The 22,333-nt window shown below is 60.6% G+C and carries 21 protein-coding genes, 1 tRNA gene and 1 pseudogene; 1 reads left to right on the forward strand and 22 read right to left on the reverse strand.

Features of this window, described 5'->3' with window-relative positions; translation table 11 throughout:
- Window positions 1–144: 144 nt before the first annotated feature.
- From OK411_RS02575 to OK411_RS02595, 5 genes are all read right to left on the reverse strand, one after another.
- Entirely contained in the window at window positions 145–1,380 is a 1,236-nt protein-coding gene (locus OK411_RS02575; protein ID WP_136492430.1) for a methyltransferase, read from the reverse strand.
- On the reverse strand, window positions 1,361–2,050 hold the full coding sequence (locus OK411_RS02580) for an ABC transporter permease (protein ID WP_016772145.1): 690 nt from the start codon (window positions 2,048–2,050) through the stop codon (window positions 1,361–1,363). The genes OK411_RS02575 and OK411_RS02580 overlap by 20 nt, the downstream gene beginning before the upstream one ends.
- On the reverse strand, window positions 2,047–2,742 hold the full coding sequence (locus OK411_RS02585) for an ABC transporter permease (protein WP_016772144.1): 696 nt from the start codon (window positions 2,740–2,742) through the stop codon (window positions 2,047–2,049). The genes OK411_RS02580 and OK411_RS02585 overlap by 4 nt, the downstream gene beginning before the upstream one ends.
- A 77-nt stretch (window positions 2,743–2,819) precedes the next feature.
- A complete protein-coding gene (locus tag OK411_RS02590; RefSeq protein ID WP_264364369.1) occupies window positions 2,820–3,572 on the reverse strand; it encodes an ABC transporter substrate-binding protein in 753 nt (250 codons plus the stop codon).
- A 13-nt stretch (window positions 3,573–3,585) separates the two neighbouring features.
- The gene (locus OK411_RS02595; protein ID WP_024011209.1) at window positions 3,586–4,359 is read right to left on the reverse strand and encodes an ABC transporter ATP-binding protein; all 774 of its coding nucleotides are present in this window, start codon (window positions 4,357–4,359) and stop codon (window positions 3,586–3,588) included.
- Window positions 4,360–4,902: 543 nt separating this feature from the next.
- Between OK411_RS02595 and gabP the strand changes: the two genes are divergently transcribed.
- A complete protein-coding gene (gabP, locus tag OK411_RS02600) occupies window positions 4,903–6,294 on the forward strand; it encodes a GABA permease (protein ID WP_125917402.1) in 1,392 nt (463 codons plus the stop codon).
- Between the two features lie 78 nt (window positions 6,295–6,372).
- On the opposite strand, the gene vapC is transcribed toward gabP, so the two are convergent.
- From vapC to OK411_RS02685, 17 genes and pseudogenes are all read right to left on the reverse strand, one after another.
- The gene (gene vapC, locus OK411_RS02605; protein ID WP_016772140.1) at window positions 6,373–6,771 is read right to left on the reverse strand and encodes a type II toxin-antitoxin system tRNA(fMet)-specific endonuclease VapC; all 399 of its coding nucleotides are present in this window, start codon (window positions 6,769–6,771) and stop codon (window positions 6,373–6,375) included.
- Window positions 6,771–7,001, reverse strand: a complete 231-nt coding sequence (gene vapB / locus OK411_RS02610; protein ID WP_076565118.1) for a type II toxin-antitoxin system VapB family antitoxin — start codon at window positions 6,999–7,001, stop codon at window positions 6,771–6,773. Before vapB ends, vapC begins: the two co-directional genes overlap by 1 nt.
- 165 nt (window positions 7,002–7,166) lie before the next feature.
- A complete protein-coding gene (locus OK411_RS02615) occupies window positions 7,167–7,619 on the reverse strand; it encodes a hypothetical protein (RefSeq protein WP_016772138.1) in 453 nt (150 codons plus the stop codon).
- A gap of 6 nt (window positions 7,620–7,625) precedes the next feature.
- Window positions 7,626–8,039: a hypothetical protein gene (locus tag OK411_RS02620; RefSeq protein WP_016772137.1), complete on the reverse strand. Its 414-nt coding sequence runs from the start codon at window positions 8,037–8,039 to the stop codon at window positions 7,626–7,628.
- A 28-nt stretch (window positions 8,040–8,067) separates the two neighbouring features.
- Complete coding sequence (locus OK411_RS02625; protein WP_413694486.1) at window positions 8,068–8,988, reverse strand: alpha/beta fold hydrolase; 921 nt, start codon at window positions 8,986–8,988, stop codon at window positions 8,068–8,070.
- Between the two features lie 130 nt (window positions 8,989–9,118).
- Window positions 9,119–10,168, reverse strand: a pseudogene (locus tag OK411_RS02630) (PDDEXK nuclease domain-containing protein); the annotation flags it as partial.
- 281 nt (window positions 10,169–10,449) lie between these two features.
- Window positions 10,450–10,794 (reverse strand): hypothetical protein, encoded by a 345-nt coding sequence (locus OK411_RS02635; RefSeq protein ID WP_110602162.1) that lies wholly within the window; start codon window positions 10,792–10,794, stop codon window positions 10,450–10,452.
- A 22-nt stretch (window positions 10,795–10,816) separates the two neighbouring features.
- Window positions 10,817–12,295 (reverse strand): PLP-dependent aminotransferase family protein, encoded by a 1,479-nt coding sequence (locus OK411_RS02640; protein ID WP_264364371.1) that lies wholly within the window; start codon window positions 12,293–12,295, stop codon window positions 10,817–10,819.
- A 27-nt stretch (window positions 12,296–12,322) separates the two neighbouring features.
- Complete coding sequence (locus OK411_RS02645) at window positions 12,323–13,747, reverse strand: L-lactate permease (protein WP_264364372.1); 1,425 nt, start codon at window positions 13,745–13,747, stop codon at window positions 12,323–12,325.
- A 15-nt stretch (window positions 13,748–13,762) separates the two neighbouring features.
- Complete coding sequence (locus OK411_RS02650) at window positions 13,763–14,377, reverse strand: glutathione S-transferase family protein (RefSeq protein WP_264364373.1); 615 nt, start codon at window positions 14,375–14,377, stop codon at window positions 13,763–13,765.
- Complete coding sequence (locus OK411_RS02655) at window positions 14,374–16,155, reverse strand: FAD/NAD(P)-binding protein (protein WP_264364374.1); 1,782 nt, start codon at window positions 16,153–16,155, stop codon at window positions 14,374–14,376. Before OK411_RS02655 ends, OK411_RS02650 begins: the two co-directional genes overlap by 4 nt.
- A complete protein-coding gene (gene sbnB / locus OK411_RS02660; protein WP_264364375.1) occupies window positions 16,149–17,180 on the reverse strand; it encodes a 2,3-diaminopropionate biosynthesis protein SbnB in 1,032 nt (343 codons plus the stop codon). Before sbnB ends, OK411_RS02655 begins: the two co-directional genes overlap by 7 nt.
- Before the next feature lie 5 nt (window positions 17,181–17,185).
- On the reverse strand, window positions 17,186–18,160 hold the full coding sequence (gene sbnA, locus OK411_RS02665) for a 2,3-diaminopropionate biosynthesis protein SbnA (RefSeq protein WP_160768518.1): 975 nt from the start codon (window positions 18,158–18,160) through the stop codon (window positions 17,186–17,188).
- Between the two features lie 403 nt (window positions 18,161–18,563).
- Window positions 18,564–18,639 (reverse strand) — tRNA-Phe (locus OK411_RS02670).
- 91 nt (window positions 18,640–18,730) lie between these two features.
- Window positions 18,731–19,003 carry an oxidative damage protection protein gene (locus OK411_RS02675; RefSeq protein ID WP_016772129.1) on the reverse strand — a complete coding sequence of 91 codons (273 nt, stop codon included), beginning with the start codon at window positions 19,001–19,003 and terminating at the stop codon, window positions 18,731–18,733.
- Entirely contained in the window at window positions 19,000–20,067 is a 1,068-nt protein-coding gene (gene mutY, locus OK411_RS02680) for an A/G-specific adenine glycosylase (protein WP_039756580.1), read from the reverse strand. The genes OK411_RS02675 and mutY overlap by 4 nt, the downstream gene beginning before the upstream one ends.
- Window positions 20,064–22,280 (reverse strand): AsmA family protein, encoded by a 2,217-nt coding sequence (locus OK411_RS02685; RefSeq protein ID WP_264364376.1) that lies wholly within the window; start codon window positions 22,278–22,280, stop codon window positions 20,064–20,066. Before OK411_RS02685 ends, mutY begins: the two co-directional genes overlap by 4 nt.
- Window positions 22,281–22,333 lie beyond the last annotated feature (53 nt).

Genomic DNA, 22,333 nt, shown 5'->3' on the forward strand with positions numbered 1-22,333 from the left:
TCTCATCTTGTTCGCAAATCCCTGTTTTACAGGTTTTTATTTATGTGAACAAAAAATGACCAGTGTTGTTAAGGCGACGAAACATGCGCAGATATTGGATCCACGGAAAATCCATCAACAGAGTTATCCACAGGCTGTAACGTTTTAAGCGCGTTCGGCGAGCAGCAGTAAGTTACGCGGTGTAAGTGAGGTATCGCAAAAGGTGCCGAGGCGTACGACGTATCCCTGTTCTGCGAGGAAAAGCGCCCGATCCAGATTCAGCCAGAGCTCCAGCGGTCGGCGGAACAATCCGCGAAGCAATTCCAGGTTGCGCACTTCGGCCAACCGCTGCCAACCGGCGGCTTCGAGTGTCGACCAGTCTGGCGAGCCGACTGTGGATAACTCCTTCAGCGCTGCTAGATCGAGACAATAGTCCGCAAACGGTTTATCCAGCCAGGCGCTGGGCAGGGAGGGCGTTGGCAGGTATTCATCGACGCCGCGCACTTGCCGTTGCAGCAGGTCGAAAGCCAGGCGACGAGCCATCGAGGTGTCGCGCTGACGTCGGACGCGCGCACCGGCGGTGACGGTTTCGCTCATCGGCAACGCCAGATCTTCCAGCGACAGGTGTAGGAGTGATGCCGATGCTGCGCAGGACAAGGCCTGATATTCGTGACGACTGGTGCGGTTGTAGCAGCAGGGCGCGATCGCCATTTGCCGGCAACCTGCGGCACTGGCCAGTTGCATCAAGCGCACATGAAGATCACCGCACGCGTGGAGGGCGATGGGGGTGTGGGCGGCGTTCAATACGGCCGGGGCGTCTGCCGCGAGTACATCCTGTTCGACATGCAGGGCTTGCAAGTGATGACGCTGACTCAGTGCCTGACCGCTGGCGACCAGCACCGGATCGTATTCAACGCAAGTCAATTGTTGCCCGGCACCCAACAGGCGCCGTCCCAGATGCCCTTTGCCGGAGCACCAGTCCAGCCAATGCGTCGGCTGCGAGGCAAAGGATAAGCGACCGGCAAACGCCTCGATCTGCTGCCACTTGCGCCCGGGCACATCGACATTCAAGCGATGTCCGGCAGCTTCAAGCGCACGCCCCGGCAACTCACCGACCGCACTCAACTCTGCCGACAACTTCGCCAATGAAGCGAACGGCTCCGGCGCATCGACAAGATCAGCAGGATGGTTATGCGCGCGTTCTGCATCTTCCAGCGACCGCTCGCGTAGCCACGCAGACAACTCCGGGTAGGACGCTTCCCATGGAAGTTGTAGGTGAGTGAACGGTCGAGGTTTCCACAGCGCCTGATGCTCAATCAGAAAAGCATCCAGCGCCGTGAAACGGGCGAGTAGGGCCTCGCCCGTCAGCACGTGGGAAGTATCAGCGGCCTTGGCAGGCATCGACGCGCAGCCAGCGTTCCAGCAGCTTGAAGCCGCGTACCAGCACGTAAGCCATGACCAGATAGAACACGCCGGCGGCGAAGAAGATCTCCACCGGCAGATAAGTGCGGGCGATGATCGTGCGGGCCATGCCGGTCAGTTCCAGCAGGGTCACGGTGCTGGCCAGGGCGCTGGCCTTGAGCATCAGGATCACCTCGTTGCTGTAGGCCGGCAGGCCGATGCGCGCGGCACGGGGCAGGATGATATAGAACATCGCTTTGGGCCTGGACATACCCAAGGCCCGCGCAGCTTCGATTTCACCGGGTGGAATTGCCTGAATGGCTCCACGCAGGATTTCGGCGATGTACGCCGCCGTATGCAGCGTCATGGTCACCGTTGCACACCAGAACGGATCGCGCAGGTACGGCCACAAAGCGCTTTCACGCACGGCGTCGAACTGCGCCAGACCGTAATAGACCAGGAACAGCTGCACCAGCAGCGGCGTGCCGCGGAAAAAGAAGATGTAGGCGTAAGGCAGCGAGCGCACGTACCAGCGCTTCGAAGAGCGCGCGATGCCCAGCGGAATGGCGAGCAGCAGGCCGGCAATGACCGCGATGGCGACCAGTTCCAGCGTCAGGGTCGCGCCCTGTGCCAGTTTTGGCAGCCACTTGATGATGACTTCCCAGTTCATTGCGCGCTCCTCGCAAAGCCGCGAGCGGCGCGTTTTTCCAGCAGGTGCATGCCGGTCATCGCCAGCACCGTCAGGCCGAGGTACATGATTGCCGCGACCATATAGAAGGTGAACGGTTGTTTCGACACGGTCACGCCAATCTGCGCGTGACGCATGATTTCTTCCAGACCGATGACCGATACCAGCGCGGTGTCCTTCATCAGGATCATGAACAGATTGCCCAGGCCGGGCAGGGCGATGCGCCACATCTGCGGCATGATCAGCCGGGTGAAGATCCGCCACTTCGACAGGCCCAGGGCCTGGCCGGCCTCACGGTGACCCTTGGGAATGGCCAGCAGAGCGCCGCGAAACACTTCCGTGGCGTACGCGCCGAAACACAGGCCCAGCGCGATGACACCGGCGGCAAAGGCGTTGAGTTGCAGGTCGGGATTGCCGAAGTACTCACCGAGGGCGCGCATCAGGTTGACTGTACCGAAGTAGATCAACAGCACCCAGAGCAATTCCGGGACGCCGCGCACCAGCGTCGAATAAGTGCCGCCAAGCCATTGCAGCGGCTTGTATGGGGAAGTCTTGGCCAAGGCGCCGAGCAGGCCGAGCACCAGGCCCAGGCACAGAGCGGTGAGGGCCAGTTGGACGGTCATCAGCGCACCAGCGGCGAGCGCCGGGCCGAATCCGTAGAGGTCGATAATCATGGGTTTCTGTTCAAATTGCGGCAGGCAAAGTCGGGAGCCGGCGCCGCTTGATCACGGCGCCGGTCCCACAGGTCAGATCAATAGATGCTGAACGGGAAGTACTTGTCGTTGATTTTCTTGTAGGTACCGTCAGCGACGATTTCCTTCAGCGCGGCGTTCAGCTTGTTGCGCAGTTCGTTGTCGCCCTTGCGCACAGCGATGCCGATCTTGTCGCTTTCTACGACCGGATCACCTTTGAACTCGTAGTTATTGCCGGCGTCGGTTTTCAGCCAGTCATAGTTGGCGTACTTGTCGGCAAGGATCGCGTCGACGCGACCGGAGGTCAGGTCGAGGTAGGCGTTTTCCTGGGTGTCGTAGAGGCTGACCTTGATGTCGTCACCGTAGGTGTCTTCCAGCCAGGTGCCGGCCAGCGTTGCGCGCTGGGTGCCGATGGTCTTGCCCTTGAGCGAGTCCTTGTCGGTCTTGAAGTCGACGTTTTTCGGCGCGATGAACTGCAGCTTGTTCGAGTAGTACGGGTCGGTAAAGTCCACCGCGGCTTTGCGCTCTTCGGTGATCGACAGCGAGGAAATCAGGAAGTCGAATTTCTTCGCGTTCAGCGCCGGAATGATGCCGTCCCAATCAGAGGTGACGACGGAGCATTCGGCTTTCATCTTCGCGCACAGGGCGTCGCCGATTTCCTTGTCGAAGCCGACCACTTGGCCGCTGGCGTCTTTATTGTTGAACGGCGGGTAGGCCGCTTCGATGCCCATCTTCAGGGTTTCAGCCATGGCACCGGCGCTGAACGCGAGGGTGACGGCGGCGGCCAGGAAGACCTTTTTGAAATTCTGCATGCATGTTGCTCCGTTAGCGGTTGCTGGACATGAATTGTTTGCAGCGCGCCGAAAGCGGGTTGTCGAACACCTGCTGTGGCGATCCTTGCTCTTCTATAAGGCCCTGATGAAGGAACACCACTTCGCTGGAGACCTGGCGGGCGAAGCCCATTTCGTGGGTCACGAGCAGCATGGTGCGGCCTTCTTCGGCCAATGCGCGGATGACACTAAGTACTTCCTGAACCATTTCCGGGTCAAGCGCGGAGGTGGGTTCGTCGAACAGGATCACCTTCGGCTGCATCGCCAGCGTACGGGCGATGGCTGCCCGTTGCTGCTGGCCACCGGACAATTGCGCCGGATAGGCGTGGCGCTTGTCGGCGATGCCGACCTTGGCCAGCAACGCTTCGGCGACTTCGATGGCCTCGGCCTTGCTCTGGCCGAGCACGCGGCGCGGGGCCTCGATGACGTTGTCGAGCACGCTCATGTGCGGCCACAGATTAAAGTTTTGAAATACAAAACCAATTTCCGAGCGCAGGCGATTGATCTGTTTGCCGTCGGCGGCGACCAGTTCGCCGTTCTTCGCGGCCTTGAGCTTGAGTTCTTCACCGGCCACGAGGATCTGGCCCTGATGCGGGTTTTCCAACAGGTTGATGCAGCGCAGGAACGTGGACTTGCCGGAACCGGAAGAGCCGAGGATCGAGATCACGTCGCCGTCGCGGGCGGTCAGCGAGATGCCTTTGAGCACCTCCAGCTGTCCGTAGCGTTTGTGCAAGTTGCGGATTTCAAGCGCGGGCGTGGCCTCAGCCATGTGCGTTCCTCATATATGTTGCGCTCCTGCTGTTGGCGGGCCTTCCTGGCGAGGCGGCCAAGCTAGCATAGCGTTTCAATGGCAGCCAACAGCGCTACGAGCGGTAAACGGGTGGCATGTGGCGGGTTGTCGCATCGGCGCAGCAGACTGTCGCCCCATCAACAACCGAACGGGTGTTTGATCATGCAAACCCGTGGGTGCCGCGTAAAAAAAGGCGCGATGTTGCCAGCTTTGGCGGGGTGTTGGAAGCGCTATCCGGCCGAACGTTCCTTATTCGCCCTTTTTCTGTGCGTCGCACACTTTTTCTGTGTGTTTCTGGTGCGCGGATTCGTCTTGAAAGTGAGTCGCCGGGTAACGTTCTGGCGAATAGCCATTAAAGTCAATGACTTGCATCGGATGCCGGAGCCCCCGGCCCTCAAGGACTTGAAACATTTTGGCGCAAATATTGCGTGCAGAATAAGGAACAGGCCGTTGGATTCTTTTTACGAGAAAGAATTTTCAGACGCGCCGGACGCACTCGCTTTTCTTGCAAAGGTAGTCTCTATGAGCAGTACCCCAAGCTCCACAGGCCTCGAACAGGGGCTCAAACCGCGTCATGTGACCATGTTGTCGATCGCCGGTGTGATCGGCGCCGGTCTGTTTGTCGGCTCCGGCCACGCCATTGCTGCCGCCGGCCCGGCCGTGCTGCTGGCTTACGCCGCCGCCGGTACGTTGGTGGTGTTGGTGATGCGCATGCTCGGCGAAATGGCCGTGGCTTCGCCGGACACCGGTTCGTTCTCGACTTACGCTGATCGCGCGATCGGTCACTGGGCCGGTTTCACCATCGGCTGGCTGTACTGGTGGTTCTGGGTCCTGGTGATTCCCCTGGAAGCCAACGCCGCCGCGACCATCCTGCATGCGTGGTTCCCGGGCGTGGACATCTGGGCTTTCGCGCTGGTCATCACCATGCTGCTGACCGTGACCAACCTGTTCAGCGTGAAGAACTACGGCGAGTTCGAGTTCTGGTTCGCCCTGATCAAGGTGCTGGCGATCATCGGCTTCATCGGCCTCGGTCTGGCGGCGATTTTTGGCTTCCTGCCGACCAGTCAGGTCAGCGGTGTGTCGCATCTGTTCGACAGTGGCGGCTTCTTGCCCAACGGCATGGGCGCTGTGCTGGGCGCGATCCTGACCACCATGTTCTCGTTCATGGGCACCGAGATCGTCACCATCGCGGCGGCGGAATCGAAGGACCCAGGCAAGCAGATCTCCAAGGCGACCAACTCGGTAATCTGGCGGATCGGCCTGTTCTATCTGGTTTCGATTTTCATCGTGGTGGCGCTGGTGCCGTGGAACGATCCTACCCTGGCCAACCTCGGCTCCTATCAGACCGTACTTGAGCGCATGGGCATTCCCAACGCGAAGATGATCGTCGACATCGTCGTACTGGTGGCGGTGACCAGTTGCCTGAACTCGGCGCTGTACACCTCGTCGCGCATGCTGTTCTCCCTCGGCAAGCGCGGCGATGCCCCGGCCATGTCGACCCGCACCAACAAGAGCGGCACGCCTTACTGGGCGGTGATGCTGTCCACCGGCGCTGCGTTCCTCTGCACCTTCGCCAACTATGTGGCTCCGGCAGCGGTGTTTGAGTTCCTCCTGGCCAGCTCCGGCGCCATCGCCCTGCTGGTGTACCTGGTGATCGCCTTCTCGCAACTGCGCATGCGCAAACAGCGCATGGCGCGCGGCGAAAAAATCGTCTTCAGCATGTGGCTGTTCCCGGGTCTGACCTGGGCGGTGATCATCTTCATTGTCGCCGCGCTGACCATCATGCTGTTCCAGGAAGCCCACCGCGTGGAAATCCTCGCCACCGGTCTGCTGAGCCTTATGGTGGTAGCGGCTGGTCTGCTGGTGTCGCGCCGTCGCAAGCTGGAGAAGCGTGGTGCGGTGGCGTTGAACTGAGTCGTAACGCGTGATGTAAAAACGGCCGCTGTCAGGGATGACTAGCGGCCGTTTTTGTTTCTGAGCTTTCCAGTCAGGTTAAACCCAGTCCTCGATTCGCAAACCGGAAACGCGTTGAAACTCCCGTACGTTGTTCGTCACTACAATGAGTCCAAGTGAGCGTGCGTGGCCAGCGATCATTTGGTCGTATGGCCCGATCGGCGTTCCAGCCTTCGCGAGTTCAGATCGAACCATCCCGGCCTGTGCGGCTGCGTCGTTATCGAAAGGCAAGACATCCAGTCGCGCGACAAATCCTTCAACAATTGCCAGATTTTTCTCCGGGGCCGCCGACTTTTCAGCACCGTAAATAAGCTCCATAAGCGTGATAGCGCTGATGCACAACTGCCCGGAATGTCGATTGAAGGCTTCCCGGACAATTTGTGGTTTGTTCTTGATGGTGAAGATGCAGATATTTGTATCCAGCATGTACTTGATCATCAGAACGACTCGCGCTCCTGTTCAGTGGGTTGCTCACGGTTAGCCATGAAATCAGGGCTGACGCTGTCGCCATCAAACCAGCTATCCCAGCTTTCTCCAGCAGGCGTAATGACGCGTGTTCTGCCAATCGCGATGACTTCCACTCGTTTAACGTCGGCGGGCATCGCAACTGCCTTTGGCAGTCGGACTGCCTGACTTCTGTTGCTCATGAAAATTGTGGTCTGCTCCATATTCGAGCTCCCGGGTCTGTTCCTGTGATTAGCTCAGGATAGATCGTGCTTGGGATATGTCAATGGGATATACATCGTCACCGGACAAAGAGTAGCTAGGTCATCCAAACAAAAACGGCCGCTGTCAGGGATGACTAGCGGCCGTTTTTTGTTTCTGAGAAGGGCTTATTCGCTCTTGTCTTCCTGGGGCTCTACCGACTTGCCATAAGCATCCAGCGCCACGCCGAAATCCGTAATGAACTGCGGCTCGCTCAGCCAGGCCTGGGCCTGTTCGATGGTCATGCCGTCGGCCCACATGCGGTAGTCGATGAGCATATCGGCGGCCAGGTGGGTGGCGGCCATGCCTTCGTTGTCGGCGTTTTCCATGTCGAGCAGTTCAGGATGGTCGACGATGATGAAGGCCAGTTCGCGCAGCAGGGTCAGCAGCATTTCGTTGCGGCTGACGGCTTCGGCGTCGCGCATTTTACTGAACATCGCCAGGGTGTATTCCGGGATCGGCTCGGCGAGGTGGCCGAGATCTTCGTCCTGATCCAGCGGTTTGCGCCCGACCATGCGGATCTGCTTGGCTTTGGCCTTGGCGCGTTTGGCGCGTTTCTGTTGCTTGTTCAGGGATGCCATGGGAGCTCAGTTCTTCTGTTGGGTTTGTGCGGCGATCGCGTCGGATGCCGCTACATAGTCAGCCTGGAATGCCGGGGATTCGATCCAAGCCAGTGCGCCAGCCTCGTCGGTTTCCTGCGACCACTGGCGATACTCGATCAGCGCGGCGAGGATGAAATCCATCGCGCCTTCTTCACCTTCCTGCTCATAGACCAGTTCCAGCAGCGGATCTTCAAGGAACGCGGTGCACATGGCTTGCTGGCTGATCTTCTCGGCGTCGATCATTTTCTTGAACAGCTCGGTCAGGTCCACCGATTCGAAATCGATGCGGTCGTCGTTCGGGTCGAGCTCGACCGGCGCTTCGGCACGCTTGGTGCGGTTCTGCTTGGCCTTGGCTTTGGCCCGGGTGGCGCGTTTTTGCTGCTTGTTGGCGGAGGCCATGATGTGTTCCGTCGTGCGTTGAGAGGGCTCAGCTGCGTGGCACTTGTCGGCCGGGTGTATCGGCGGCCAGTGCGCCGGTCTGCAGCCAGGTCAGAGCAATGGGCCATAGTGTGGCTTGGTATGCGCTGCGAAAAAAGCCGAAATGTCCGACTTGTCGTTCGCCGATGTCCTGCGGCGCAATGCGCAGATGGGTTTTTGCCGCGTTGCTGAAGTAGCCGAGCAGGCGTTCGATCGCCGGGATCGTTCCGTAAGGATCATCGCTGAGGCTGATGGCGAGGGTCTGCGCGCGGACGCCATCGAAGGGCAGGGCGCCCGCCTTTTTCATCAGCACCCGACCGCTTGGACGATCCTCGAACCGTGCAGTGGGTGTGCTCCAGTCGCGGACTACGGCGGTTGGCGTGTCCTCCAGCCAACCTAGCCGTTTGCCGGGGAAATAGCCGCAGAGCAGCGCCATCAAAGGCATGACTACATGCCACTTGCCGAACATCCGCCAGCGCTGTTCAGGGGCGTAATCGCGCCAATAAGCGAACTGCGCACCGACGGTTACCAACCGTCGGATCACTTTGCCCGACTCCGCCAAGCCCGCCGCGCAACCGCCGAAACTATGGGCGACCACATCGATTGGCTGACCGGGAAACTCCCGCTGCGCGCGTTTGAGTATCGCTTCGAAATCCAGAGCGCCCCAGTCAGTCCACGAAGCGCGCAGCCCTTTGATCGATTCGCTGCGTGATTCGCCAATGCCCCGGTAATCGTAGGTCATCACATCGCAGCCATGGCTGAACAGGTAGGCCGCGAACCGTGAATAGTGCCGACAGCGCACCGAGGTGGCGGCGTTGATGATGACCACCGGGCGCTGAGGATCGGGCGAACTGTGGCGCCAGGTGAAGCCGCCGAGTGCGTAGCCGTCGTCGGCAGTTTCCTTGAAGGACGTGCCTTCAGATGCAGTCAAAACTGGTTGGCTCAACTCTGCGTCTTCCAACTCGAATGGGGGCTTGCTGCCCATGGCGCTTGACCTCGGCGGTTAGGTGCCAACCATAGTCGCCGCGCTGATCAAGAACAATCCGGCCGGTTCGTTCACTGGATTGAATGAGCATGCGTTCTTCGATCAATGCCTGTTCGCGGTTGAGTTCAGCACGTAACTCTTCTTCGCTCGGCAGTATCGTCTTGTAGCTGCTGGCGAACAGTTGCTCATTGCCTTTGAGCATGGAATAGCGCGCCACCGAGTCATTGCTTTCCGCGCTCAGAATGATACCGACGGTTGGCTTGTCACCTTCGCTGCGCTTGAGCTCGTCGTACATGCGCACATACATGTCCATCTGCCCGACATCGCGGGCGCTGAGCTTGCCGCGTTTCAGGTCGATGATCACGAAGCACTTGAGCAGGTAGTTGTAGAACACCAGATCGATATAGAGGTCGACGCCGTCAGTGCTGATGCGTTGTTGGCGGGCGACAAAGGAAAAGCCTTTGCCAAGTTCAAGCAGAAAGCTTTGCAAGTGGTCGATGAGTGCTTGTTCGAGTCCGCTTTCCCTGACTTTGCCTGCCGAGGGCAGGCCGAGGAATTCGAGCATGACCGGATCGCGAATGAATTCCCGCGGATTGCATTTCATCGCGTCGATGTTGGTCGTGGCTTCCTCGACCACCTCGGCTTTGTCCGGACTCATCAGCAGGCGCTCGTAGTAGAGCGTCAGGATCTGACGATCGAGGGCGCGGCTTGACCAGTTGAGGTCGGCGCATTCGTTCATGTACCACAGGCGCGCTTTCTCGTTCTCGACGCGTAGCAGGCGGCGGTAATGGGTCCAGCTCAATTCGGAACGCACTGCGTTCCAAATTGGAAAAGACTGATAAAAGCTACGCATATATCGCAGATTGCGCTCATCAAATCCCTTCCCGAATTGCCCCGTTAGATCCTTCGCCAGCAGCGCGAGCAACTGCTGGCCATAACCGGCACGCTGAGCGCCTTTCTGTTCGAAATCGACGATATGCCGGCCGATTTGCCAACAGGTCTGCACCTGAATCGTATCGACCGCGCGTAGCACTTTTTGCCGCGCCTGGCGAATCAGCTCGCCCAGTTCGCCCAGCAGTGAATCGATTTTATGGTCTTGTGTATCAGCAGGTTTGAGCTGGCTCATCGGGTCTTCCGCATTCTGGAAACAGAGACGCAAGCATGCCGGGGAAGGCGGCGCAGGTATGTCGGGCGAACCTGCGAGTTCGGAAGGAAGGGCGGGACAGGCGTTGCAGGACATTGCCACCGGAAGGCGCGTAACAGGGTAAATGTCCGTAGTCCATTTCGTACTTTTTGCCCAGTCAATCGCCGCAGAGTTGGCGGCGCTGCGGTGAGCGATCTGGTGTTGCGCTGGAATGAAAGGAACAGGCAGGTAAGAGGCTGCTTCAGAAAAGCGCCCCAGTTGCATCATCGCGAGCGCTTGCCCTTCGGCCTCTGCTCACGCACCCGCCCTTTGCGATAAATCCACAGCCCGAACACACCGATGGCCAACATGAACGCGGTCCAGAAGCTCTGCCAGACGAACTCGAACCAGTATCGCCGAGGTTGCAGTGCCAAGGTGTAGGTGCTGCGCGGTCCGCGATTGTTGGTGGTGATGGAACCGCTGACCCAGCTCTCGATAAGCATGTAGATCGACAGACACACGGCAAAGGCGATCAGCACTCCCGCGAGCACCGTCAGCCAGAATGTCCAGCGGCTCGGGCGATACGGCGGAGGATGCGGCAAGCGAATACGGGTTCTTTTCTGATTCATAAGCAGGGCTCGCGCAAGCCGGTCAGGTAACTGCCAGCTCTTGCAGGTGATCAGTCGGCATCTGCCGCAGGCTCGTCGGGCGTGCGGCAAGATGGGCGCATTCAGCGATCACCTTGAGAATGCCGATCACCGCCGGCGTCAGCGCAGTGCCGAGGCAGATGCGCACGCCTGTGGAAGCCTGGCCGTCGGCGAAAAAGATGCCGCTGCCAGCCACGTGGCAACCACGCTCCGTGGCCAATTGCTGCAGCGTCGGCATGTCGGTGTGTGCCGGCATTTCGATCCAGTGGATGAAGCCGCCGCGCGGTGGGACGTAGAGGGTGCCGATCGGGAAATCCGTGCGCACCAGCGCTTCGACAAAACTCGCCAGCGAAGAGAGTTGCGACCTCAATCTGGCGCAGTGCTCGTCCATGTAGCCACGGCCGATGAATTCATTGAGAACATTTTGCGCCAGGCTGGAAACGGCCAGGTTGCGCGAAAACATCTGCGCGAGGATGGCATTGCGGTATTTGCCGGCCAGACACCAGCCGACGCGATAACCCGGCGCGATGGTTTTCGAAAAGGACGAGCAGTAAATCGTCTGGCCGCTGCTGTCGTAGCTCTTGAGGGCGCGCGGTCGATCAGCTTCGGGCACCAGGTCGAAGAAGATGTCGTCTTCGATGATCGGCACATCCGCTTCCCGGGCGATCCTTGAAAGTCGCGCGCGCGCTTCGTCGGGCATGATGAAGCCACGCGGATTCTGCAGCGTCGGATTGAGAAAAATCACCGCGACTTTTTTCTGTTTCAGCGCTTCCTCCAGATGATCGACATCCAAGCCCGTGCGGCCGTGGGTGCGGATCGGCAAGGCGCGCATGCCCAGGCGTTCGATGGTCTGCAGGATGCCGTAATAGGTCGGGGTTTCGATGGCGACTGTAGCGCCTTTCGACGCGACGGCTTCCAGGGCCAGTTCCAGAGCGATGGTGTCGCCCGACGTCACCAGAATATCGTCCGGCCCGCAGACTACACCGCGAGTCAGCATCAGCCCGGCGATGCGCCGTCGCAGCGCCGGCAGGCCGGGTGGCGCGACCAGACCGCTCAGCGCGTTGTCAGTCCTGGCGGCCAGCACCGAGAGGCATTTGTTGAGCAACACGTTGGGCGTGAGATCGCTGTGCAGAACCGCCGAATTCAGCGATGCAGTGGTGCGCGACGCTGCTTCGGAGAGCATCGCGACCACCGCATGATTGACGTTGACGGTGACACTGGAGAAATCGAAAGCGCCGGATGGTTTTGCCCGCCCTGACGCCGAGACGAAGTAGCCGACGCGCGGCACCGTCGTGACGTAGGCCTCGGCCTCGAGGTCGGCCAGCGCCCGCTGCACCGTGGTGATGCTGGTCTCGAACATCCGCGCCAGAACGCGGATTGACGGCAGTTTCGCTTCGGCCGCCAGGTCACCGCTGTCGATCTGGCGCATAATCCAGTCCTTGACTATCCGCCAGCGCTTGTCCGGCAAATCAAACCTGTCCATAAGTTCTCTGTGATGATTCGAAACAATTCACAGAAAGTAGAGCAAAACGATCCCCGTTGCAGCAACTATGACGATGTTCAGCGCCACCAGACCGAAGGCGAAGCGGATCAGGCTGTTTTCTTCCTGGCGGTTGGCCCCGGCAAGTCCGGTGATCAACGACAGAATCGACAGCGAGCCAAGTGCGCCATGGCCGGCGGCGCTGTTGACCATTGCCGCCAGCCACGCCCCGTGTTCGCTGCTCAGCGCGGCAATGGACGGCATCACCAGCGTGTTGCCGCCGACGTTGGAGCCGGTGACATAACCGGCAATCCCCGCCAGCAGAGCGATCGTCGGCGCCAGCGAAATACCCGACATGGATTGCAACGCGCTTTGCGCCTCGACAAGGAATCCGGCGTTGACCATCACCTGGGACAGCAACAGGAACAGGAAGATTGTCGTGACCGGAAACTTCGCCCGGTTCAACAGCGCTTGCCACGGGAAACCCGCTCCCGCGGTTTGCCTGAACGCCATCAGCACGGTCACGATCAGCAGCGCCAGCCCTGGAGACGCCAGCGGCTTCCATGAAACGTGTTCGCCCCTGACAACCCACAGGCCATCCCAACCCGACAGCACGAACAGTCCGCGCGACGCCACAATCACTCCCAGCAAGGCCAGATAAGGCCATGCCGCGCTCGGCCAGCGCACCAGTTTTTTCCGTTGCGCCCAGGAGATGCCCAGGCCGACGCAAGCCACGGCCAGCCCGGCCAGCACACCGGAAACTTCCGGGCCGAGCCACAGGTTGACGCCAAACAGCACGGCAACGAACAGGGCCGTCACGACAAGCAGCCCCAGCCACGCTGTGATCCTGCGGATGCCGGCCTGCCACAAGGCCAGCGACGCCAGGCAGAGGAACACCGGCGCGCTGATCAGCGCCGAATGGCTACCGAGGGTTTGCGCCGGCAAATGCGCCAGCAAGGCACCGATCACCGTTGCCAGACCCAGCGTGCCCCACGGCATGATCACCATGCCGGCGAGAGCGATTTTCATCCCCGACTGGCGAGTGAAAAGCCCCATCAGCAGCGGCACCGTGGCGATCAGCGAAACGCCGAAGCCGGTCATCGCTTCCAGCAGCGGCGCCAGTCCCAGCACGATGAAAATCACCTGCGCCGGCGGTGTCCAGCCGAGTTCCTTGACCCACGCGCCGATGGCCTGTGGCGCGCCGCCGCGCTCGACCAGAATGACGAAGGCCAGCCCCGGGACGATGACGCACGCGGTGCTGAGAAACAGGATCGTGGTGTCCTGAAATATCGCCGAGGAGATCGCCGCCGACACCGGCCCGGCAGCGCCCAGTGCCCACAGCACCAACACCAGCACCACACCGGCCAACGCCGCCTGTACCGGCGGACGCCGGACGATCAGGATCAGCGCGATCACCAGCGCGATCGGTGACATTTGCAACAAGAGAGAGCTCATAGCGGTTTCCTTGGCTTAATCGTGCGTCTGTCCGCTGTACTCGGTCGCCCGCATGGACGCGCGCTGGCAGAACGTCTGATACCACTCGCTCAGGCGAGCCTGCGCCGAGAAGTCCGAGAGTTGACGGAAAGCGATCCAGTCCAGGGCCGTCGCCAAGGCGATGTGGCCGACGGTGATCGGGCCATTGAGGTCGACGTGCTCTTCGATGAAGCGATACGCCTCCTTGAGTTTGTAGGCCTGGCCGTCCGCGTACGCCGGATAGCGCAGGGCTTCGGGGCGCCGCTCGACTTCCCAGCGCAGCTTGATGCCGACATCGCACATGCCCTGCGCCAATGCCTGCAGGCGCAGCGCCTTGTAGCGCTCGGGGCCGCTTGTCGGGATGAATTTACGGCCGTTGCTCAGGTCATCGAGGTATTCGCAAATCACGATGGAATCGAACAGTGCGCTGTCGTCGGGCAGCATCAGCACCGGCACTTTGCCCAGCGGATTGGCCTGGTAGATGGTCGCGTTTGGCGAAGTCGGACTGGTTTCGTGATGAATCACCTCCAGGCTCGACGCCATGCCGAGTTCGTGAGCCAGCACCAACACCTTGCGGGCGTACGGCGAATGCGTCTGATAGTAGAGTTTCATGCGCGAGTTCCTGTCTCAAGGATGGCGGTGGCGACTCGATGGGCGTCCATGAACAGCCGCGAAGGTGCGCCCGCCGAGGTGACGTAGTGGTTGTAATAACAGGAGCCTTCAGCGAGCGGGCCCAGCACCCAGATGTCATGCACCGCTTCGCCGCTGTTCGACCTTGGGTTGCACGCCGCGTCGACATCGATGCCGTCGATGCCCGGCACATCGGTGCGTGGACGCACAAGGCCCAGGCGCGCGAGGTCGCGCACAGGTGCGCAGTCGCTGTGGGTGACGCCGCTGCTCTGGACGTAGCCGGCGACCCGCTTGAAGTGTTCGATAGCCGGGCGTGAGCCGGGCTTGAGAAAGGTCAGCAAACCGGCATCACACAGCGCGAGCAGATCGGCGTGGCGCTCCTTCTGCGGGCCGGCGACCAGACGGTTGATCGCCTTGTGCCAGCGGCCATAGAACTGCCGATGCGAGTCTTCGGTGAGCCCGTCGAAATCCACCGCCTCACGCAGCCGGTCACGCAAGTCGCGCCAGACTTCAATGGCGGCTTTGATCGGCGATGCGCCGCGTCCCAGGCGTGCTTCATGCAAGTCGGCTTCGAGGGTGTCGTAAATCCATGCGTGATAGTTGTAAGGCGTGACGCTGTCGGGCAGTGCGTGGCAGATCAGCTCCAGCGGATTGATTGCCCCGGCAATCGCTTCGAACTCGCGCAGCAAAGCTTCGCAGGCGACAACACCTGCTGGGCCGGCAACGCTGACCGTTCTGAGCTGCTCAAGCAGCTGTTGTGGCGCTGAGGGTTTATGCAGGACGGCGACCCCAGCGGCACGCATCTCCAGCAGCATCAGCGGCAGAATGTCCCGTTCGAAATCCAGTCGGCGGTTGTGCGCGTTGACCCGCAACGACTCGATGCGCTCGCTCGTGAGCAGCACGGCGCTATGGCGGGGGCAGCCGATCAAGCCATTGGGACGCGTGCGAAACGGCAGCCCGTCCCGCGACTGGATGAAGATCACCGGCTCCTGACCCGAAGGCTGGTAAGTGTGACTGCCATCGGCCATGGGTTTGTAGATTCCGCCTCTGCCAGCCGTCAGCGCCGCCAGGGTGTCCATGGCGCCCAGGCCCAACCCTTCGATCAACACCGTTTCGCCGGGCTCAACGGTGGTGAGGCTGCCCGGCAGCGGGTAAACGTTGTCGACCCGGTTCTGCCCCGCCAGGCGCAAGCGCCCGGTGTGGCCAACGGTCAGCACCAGACGATCCACCGTCACCGCAGCGCCGTCGGCGGTTAGCAGAAGGTATTGCTGATTCTCGCGGCGCTCGACCGCCGTGACCTGATGCCGATGCAGATTGACCGTTACCCAGGCGGGTGCGGTCGCGAGGATCCGCGTGAAGGCGTCGGCCAGATAGGCGCCGAGCAGGTGCCGTGGCAGAAAATCCTCCGGCTCGACGTCGCGACCGCCGCCGGCGAGCAGGCCGCTGTCGGGGTCAACCTTGACGCGCTGTGCTCGGCACCACGCGAGAAAGTCCGGCCCTGGCCGTTCCCGGGCGTCGGTCAGATCACCGAACGCTGCTGCGTCGGGAAATACCCCGAGCTGACCGGCGACGGTGTTGAGCAACAGGTAGTCCGGTTGATCGGGCCAGTGCGCGCCGCTGCCGAGCACGTTGGGCTCGAAGATGTCGATGAACACCGGTTGTTGCGGGCGTTCCTCGGCGCGGCTCAACAGGCGCTCGAATACCGACAATCCGCGCGAACCGCAGCCGATCAGGCCGATGTGCACAGGCGCCTTCACCATCTGCGCTCCTCGCCAAAAAATGACGGGATGACAATTGCCGTACCGGCCGCCACCGCAATGTCGTGGATCATCCGGCCAATCGCGAGATCGAGAATGCCCATGCCGAATGGCGAATAGATCAGCGGTTTGTCCTGGGCGACATGCAGGTCACCGCGAATCAGCTGCGCCACTGTGCCGGTGACAAAGTCGCGATGGCCGTATTGCTGCTCGGCCAGATGCGGTGAGGTATTGGCCTTCAGGCAATGGGTGATGTCGTCGAAGTAGTTGTAACTTTCCTCGATGATTTCGGCGCCGATATCCCGCAGCGAGATGTTCAGAACAATCTGCCCCGGGCGGAACGTGCCCTGGCCTTTTACGTACGGCTCGCCCGCGCTGGTGGCGAACACCACGATGTCGGCAGTCAGCGCTTCTTCGAGCGACAGCAGGCGTACATCCGGCAGGCCCAGTTGTTCACCGAATTCCGCGAGTGCTTGCGCCGATTCCGCGTTGAGATCGTGAATGCCCACGCTGTCGAAGGACCAGTCGTCGGCGACGAAAGTCTCGAGGATATTTCTTGAGATTACCCCGCCACCAATGATCGAAAGTGTCGCCGCGCGGCGGTTCTGGCCATTCAGCCACCAGGCACCCAGGACTGCCGACGCTGCCGTGCGCACGGCACTGATCAGCGCACCTTCAAGCAGCGCGTAGGGGTAACCGGTCTCGGGATCGTTGAGAATCAGCACCGCAGATGCGCGCGGAATGCCCGACTTGATGTTGTCGGGATAACTGGCAATCCACTTGATTCCGGAGACGGATTGATCGCCCTCGCTGTCGACGATGGCCGCCGGCAGCGCAATGATCCGGTTCGCCGGTTGCGCAGGGAAACGCAGGAAATAACTGTCGGGGTTAACGGTTTCGCCACGCTCGTGGGTCAGGTAGGTCTGCGCCACCATGTCGATGGTTGCATGCCGCAGCCCGTTGAGGATGTCTTTGACGACAGCGCCGGGGATGACGTGGAACGGCTGGATCGGATTCTGTGTGGTCATGAGGATTACGCCGAGAGTGCCAGAGCGATTTCAGGGAAGAGGGGCTGCAGTGCGGTTGCGCCGATCCGCTGGGTGACCCAGTCGTCGGAATAGATGGTTTCGAGATAGCGCTCACCCATGTCGGGGGAGATCGCCACCACGACATCGTCGGGCCGGATATGCGGCGCCCACTGGCGGATGCCGGCGAGCACAGTGCCGGTGGAGCCGCCGAAGAGCAGGCCGTAGCGTTGCGCCAGCCAACGGCAGACCTTGATCGTCTGTTCCTCGGGAATCGACAGGAAGTCGTGAATGCCCGACGACTCGAATATCTCCGGAAGGCGGCTGGTGCCGAGCCCCGGGATATGGCGCGTACCGCCCGGCAGGCCGAATGTCACCGAGCCGACGGTATCGACGGCAATGACTTTGGTCTGCGGATGATGTTCGGCGAAGTAGTTCTTGCAGCCCATCAGCGTGCCGGTGGTACCCGCGCCGACGAACAGGTAATCCACCTGGGGAAACTTGCGCGCGATGGACCTGGCAGTCGCTTGATAGTGGGCGAGGGGGTTGGTCGGATTCTTGTACTGGTTGAGCCAGATGTAGTCGGCATTGTCAGCGACCAGTTGTTCGATCAGGCGAATCCGCGAATTCAGGTAACCGCCGTTCTCGTCACGCTGATCGACCATGAGCATTTGCGCGCCAAGGGCGTGAATCAGCTTGCGGTTCGGCGCGGAAATATTCGGGTCGATCACGCAAACGAACTGGTAACCCTTGGCAGCGCAGACCATGGCCAGCGCAACGCCGAGATTGCCCGATGAGGATTCGATAAGGCGGGTCTTGTGGTTGATCAGTCCGCGGACCTCAAGATCAGTGATCAGCGCGTGCGCGGTCTTCAGCTTGATGGAGCCGGCGGGATTCAGTCCTTCGATTTTCAGCTGGATCGTTGCGCTGCAAAGATCGCCGATCTGCACATAACTGTCTTCATTGATGAGTTGCTTGATCATACGTCGTCCGTTTCGCTCTTTTGCCGGGCGCACGGGGGCGCCAGCATTCATCCTGGAATGTTTGAAAAGCAATAACTGCAGTTCGCCTGTGGGTTGGGTTCAGATTTTTTTGCTGGACAGGAAGTGACCTTGCGGGCGACGCCGATCGATTCAAAAAATCAGGGTTTTGCGCTCTGAGGGCTACAGGAGTCCAGAGTGTTGCGGGGCGCAAAGTAGAGCCAGTCATTGGCTCGCCAAGGCTTGCGTGAAGTATTGGCGAAACGCCATCTGCGCGGAGAGATACAGATTTCGGGTTTTTTCCAGTACAGCTGGAATCCGGGTGTATCGAAGGGGACGAGGGGAGGGGAATCAAATCGCAGGCATAAAAAAACCCTGAATCTTGCGATTCAGGGTTTTCGGTATTTGGTGCCCAGAGACGGAATCGAACCGCCGACACGGGGATTTTCAATCCCCTGCTCTACCGACTGAGCTATCTGGGCAACGGGGCGCATTAAAAGGGTTTTTCGGATTTACGTCAACGACTTTTTGAAAATTTCTTAAATTAATTCCGTCGCTTACGAAATATACCGGTTATTCGGCTGGCGGCACGTAGCCTTCGGCCTTGGCGTATTCCTCGCCGGAGAAGTACTTGTCCATTTCGCCCTGCAGGTATTTGCGATCTTCGGCGTTCATCATGTTCAGGCGCTTTTCGTTGATCAGCAGGGTCTGGTGTTTCTGCCAGTCGGCCCAGGCCTTGGCCGAGACGTGGTCGAAAATGTCCTGGCCCTTGGCACCCGGGAATGGGGCGCGTTCCAGCGCGGGCAGTTCTTCTTTGTACTTGCGGCACATTACGGTGCGGGTCATGGCGATTCTCCTGCATTCAAGACGGCGGCCGCGCGCTCAAGCAAGGTCTTGACCGGGGCAGCAAGGCCCAGGCGCGGCGGGGTGGCGAGGTTATACCAGAGCCAGTCGGCCTCGGCCACGTGATGGCTGGCTTCCTGTACCTGAACCAGCCACGGTTCGATGGACAACTGGAAATGGCTGAAGGTGTGAACCAGGCTCGGCAGCGCCTGCTGCTGGCCCATGGTCAGCGAGTGCTGATCGGCCAGATGTTGCAGATCTTCCAGGTCGTCCAGTTCCGGCAGGCTCCACAAACCGCCCCACAGTCCCGTCGACGGGCGGCGATAAAGCAGAATCGCACCTTCGCCGTTGGCCAGCATTGGCATCAGCGTGCGTTTCTGCGGGATGGCCTTGCGCGGCTTGGGAATCGGATAACGGGTTTCCAGGCCAAGCATGTGCGCTTCACAGCCACGCTTGAGCGGGCACAGCAGACAGCTCGGCTTGCTGCGCGTGCAGAGTGTGGCGCCAAGATCCATCATCGCCTGGGTGTAGGCGTTGACCCGATCGTGCGGGGTGAAGCGCTCGGCGTTGGCCCAGAGTTGTTTGGCCACCTTCGGTTCGCCGGGGTAGCCCTCTTGCGCGGTGAAGCGTGCCAGCACGCGTTTGACGTTGCCATCGAGGATCGGCGCGCGCAGGCCCATGCTGATGCTGGCGATCGCCCCGGCGGTGGACAGGCCGATGCCCGGCAGCTCGGTGAGTTTTTCCACGTCGCGCGGGAATTCGCCAGCGTACTGGCTGACGACGATCTTCGCGGTCTTCTGCAGGTTGCGTGCGCGAGTGTAGTAACCCAGCCCGGTCCACAGGTGCAGCACCTCGTCTTCCGGCGCTGCGGCCAGCGCTTCGACTGTTGGCAGCGCCGCCATGAAACGCTCGAAATAGTTGAGCACGGTGCTGACCTGAGTCTGCTGCAACATGATCTCGGACACCCAGACCCGATATGGATTGATGTCCTGCTGCCACGGCAAATCGTGGCGGCCATGGCGGTCGAACCACTCCAGCACCGCCGTGGAAAATTGCTCTGCTGTCATCGCTTGAACAGCCCCTTCAACGCGTCTTTCAATTCCGGGCTGACTTTATCGCCCAGTTTTTCGTTGATTTTCTCGCTGAGCTTGTTGCCAGCCATCTTGCTGGCGACCTGACCGAGACGGTCATTGTCGACGCGGCAGGCCTTGGCGCCCAGTTCCAGCGGGCCACGGCAGCGCAGTGGCCACTCGATGCCGACGAATTTCTCGCCTACCTGACAGGCCGGGTCGGGCATGGCGCTGGTGTCGCCCTCGACGATGATGCCGACGCGGTAATCCATACCCAAAACGCGCAGGTCGATGTCGCCGTCACCGTTGACGGTCATGCCGGGGATGCGCACTTTCAGGTCGGGGTTGCTGGCGACGCCGTTACGTACAGTCAGGTTGCCCTTGAGCTCCTCGAATGGTGTGTCCTTGCCACGTGGCTCGCCGCTGAGGGATTTGCGATTGAGGGTGGCGATGCCTTTGCACAATTGCTGTTCAAGATTGGCGTTGAGCAGCACGCCGTTGTTGATGACGAAACTGGCGTTGCCGTTGAGCGTGTCGATCAGCGCCTGCTGGCTGTTGCCGCTGCCGGTGAGGCTGCTGGTCAGCGTTACCAGACCTTTGACCGGCGGATTCTTGCCTTGGCTTTCGATGATTTTTTCCGCCGGCACGCGGTTGAGCCGGGTCTGCAGGTTGAGCACCGGCGCGCTTGGGCGCACGTCGAGTGTGCCGTTGGCGACGAAGCCGCCGTTGTACAGATCACCGCTCAGGTTAGTCAGCGTCAGCAGGCCGCCCTGGCCGGTGGCTTTGAGCGCGGCGTTCTGGATCGGCAGTTTGTCGAGGGTCAGTTGGCCGAAAGTCAGATCGGCGTCCACGTCGAGTTTGGCCAGGCGTTCGACCGGCAGCAGACGCTCGGTGCTCCAGGCGGTTGTGCTCGGTTTGTCCGGCAGCGGCGTGGTACCCGCGACGGCGCCGGCCTCGGTGCTGGCGACTTCGGCCTGACGGGTTTGCGTGGCGTTGTTAGCCTGAGCCGATTTCGGTGGCAGGTAGCGGTCGACGTTGAACGTGTCGGCCTTGAGAATCGCGCGCAGCGACTGTTTGGCGAAGTCCTCGATGGCGATGCGGCCGCTGAAGCTGCTGTCATCGAGTTTCAGGTTGATGTTGTCGAACGACAGACTGGTCGGAGTGGCAGCAACGCGGCTGACCAGTTCGACCTTGCTCAGGCTGCCTTCGCCCATCGCCGGCAGTGTCTGGCCGATGCTGTCGACGAATTTCGCCAGATCGAACTGGGCAATGGAAATGCCGCCGCTGATCTGTGGCGTCTTGTCGAGGTCGTTGGCTTTCAGCTCGCCCAGGGCGCGCAGCTGGTTGGCGGAAATTTTGATGCCGGTCCATTCGGCGACGTTCGCTGCCTTGTCCAGCAATAACTGGCCCTGAGCAGAGAAGGTCATGGTTTTGCCTTGCAGCGGATCGCCAGCGAGTTCGCCGGTCAGCTTCAGGTCTTCGAACTTGTAGCGCTGCAAGGCGCGCTCGAAGCGCAGCTCGCCGTTGAGCTCGGTGCGCACGCGCAGCACCGGTTGGTTGGTGCCAAGGAACGCGGTGGCTTTCACCGGGATATTGGTCGAATCGTGTACCGGGCCGGTGCTCAGTTGAATGCTTTCGGCGCTGAACTGCTTGCCGGTCAGCTCATCGGTGTATTCAACGCGGGCGTTGTTGACGGTCAGGCTGTCGATGTCGAGGCGGATCGGTTGCGCCGGTTTTTCCACGGCGACGGTCGGCTCGCTGGCGGTCGCGCCCGCTGTGGCGGGTGGCGTCGAGCCTGGCGCCACAGGCACCTTGCCGATGTCTTCCCAATTGCCGTGGCCGTTTTTGTCGCGGTTCAGGCGCAGGTTGAGGCCTTCGACGCGCACGTCGCTCATCTGCACTTCGCGGCGCAACAACGGCAGCACGCGCACGGACAGGCCGAGCATCTGCAAGTCGGCAAACGGTTCGGCAGGTTTGGCCAGGGTGGCGACGCTGGCTTCGTGCAATTCCAGGCCGAGCCACGGGAACAGGCTCCAGCCGATATCGCCATTGAGCGTCAGCTCGATGTGGGCCTTGTCGCGGGCAATCTGGCGAATCTCGTCTTTATAGTCGTTGGGATCGAAGAGGTGGGTCAGGGCAAAGCCTGCCGCCACAATGATCAGCAACAGCCCGAGAAGTACCAGACCCAGGATTTTGCCGAACGCTTTCATGGGCGAGTCCTTGTAGTTAGTCGAATTGGTCATATGGCCGGGGAGTATAGCGC

This window comes from Pseudomonas sp. RG1, assembly GCF_025910115.1.
Taxonomy (GTDB): Bacteria; Pseudomonadota; Gammaproteobacteria; order Pseudomonadales; family Pseudomonadaceae; genus Aquipseudomonas; species Aquipseudomonas atacamensis.

Excerpts from the sequence above, each read along its gene's own strand:
- OK411_RS02655 (WP_264364374.1), bottom strand. The coding sequence starts at position 16,155 with ATGGTGAAGGCGCCTGTGCACATCGGCCTGATCGGCTGCGGTTCGCGC.
- OK411_RS02635 (WP_110602162.1), bottom strand. The coding sequence starts at position 10,794 with ATGAATCAGAAAAGAACCCGTATTCGCTTGCCGCATCCTCCGCCGTAT.
- OK411_RS02675 (WP_016772129.1), bottom strand. The coding sequence starts at position 19,003 with ATGACCCGCACCGTAATGTGCCGCAAGTACAAAGAAGAACTGCCCGCG.
- mutY (WP_039756580.1), bottom strand. The coding sequence starts at position 20,067 with ATGACAGCAGAGCAATTTTCCACGGCGGTGCTGGAGTGGTTCGACCGC.
- OK411_RS02580 (WP_016772145.1), bottom strand. The coding sequence starts at position 2,050 with ATGAACTGGGAAGTCATCATCAAGTGGCTGCCAAAACTGGCACAGGGC.
- gabP (WP_125917402.1), top strand. The coding sequence starts at position 4,903 with ATGAGCAGTACCCCAAGCTCCACAGGCCTCGAACAGGGGCTCAAACCG.
- OK411_RS02645 (WP_264364372.1), bottom strand. The coding sequence starts at position 13,747 with ATGAGCTCTCTCTTGTTGCAAATGTCACCGATCGCGCTGGTGATCGCG.
- OK411_RS02590 (WP_264364369.1), bottom strand. The coding sequence starts at position 3,572 with ATGCAGAATTTCAAAAAGGTCTTCCTGGCCGCCGCCGTCACCCTCGCG.
- OK411_RS02640 (WP_264364371.1), bottom strand. The coding sequence starts at position 12,295 with ATGGACAGGTTTGATTTGCCGGACAAGCGCTGGCGGATAGTCAAGGAC.
- OK411_RS02575 (WP_136492430.1), bottom strand. The coding sequence starts at position 1,380 with ATGCCTGCCAAGGCCGCTGATACTTCCCACGTGCTGACGGGCGAGGCC.
- OK411_RS02620 (WP_016772137.1), bottom strand. The coding sequence starts at position 8,039 with ATGGCCTCCGCCAACAAGCAGCAAAAACGCGCCACCCGGGCCAAAGCC.
- OK411_RS02685 (WP_264364376.1), bottom strand. The coding sequence starts at position 22,280 with ATGAAAGCGTTCGGCAAAATCCTGGGTCTGGTACTTCTCGGGCTGTTG.
- OK411_RS02585 (WP_016772144.1), bottom strand. The coding sequence starts at position 2,742 with ATGATTATCGACCTCTACGGATTCGGCCCGGCGCTCGCCGCTGGTGCG.
- OK411_RS02650 (WP_264364373.1), bottom strand. The coding sequence starts at position 14,377 with ATGAAACTCTACTATCAGACGCATTCGCCGTACGCCCGCAAGGTGTTG.
- vapC (WP_016772140.1), bottom strand. The coding sequence starts at position 6,771 with ATGATCAAGTACATGCTGGATACAAATATCTGCATCTTCACCATCAAG.
- OK411_RS02595 (WP_024011209.1), bottom strand. The coding sequence starts at position 4,359 with ATGGCTGAGGCCACGCCCGCGCTTGAAATCCGCAACTTGCACAAACGC.
- sbnA (WP_160768518.1), bottom strand. The coding sequence starts at position 18,160 with ATGATCAAGCAACTCATCAATGAAGACAGTTATGTGCAGATCGGCGAT.
- sbnB (WP_264364375.1), bottom strand. The coding sequence starts at position 17,180 with ATGACCACACAGAATCCGATCCAGCCGTTCCACGTCATCCCCGGCGCT.
- vapB (WP_076565118.1), bottom strand. The coding sequence starts at position 7,001 with ATGGAGCAGACCACAATTTTCATGAGCAACAGAAGTCAGGCAGTCCGA.
- OK411_RS02615 (WP_016772138.1), bottom strand. The coding sequence starts at position 7,619 with ATGGCATCCCTGAACAAGCAACAGAAACGCGCCAAACGCGCCAAGGCC.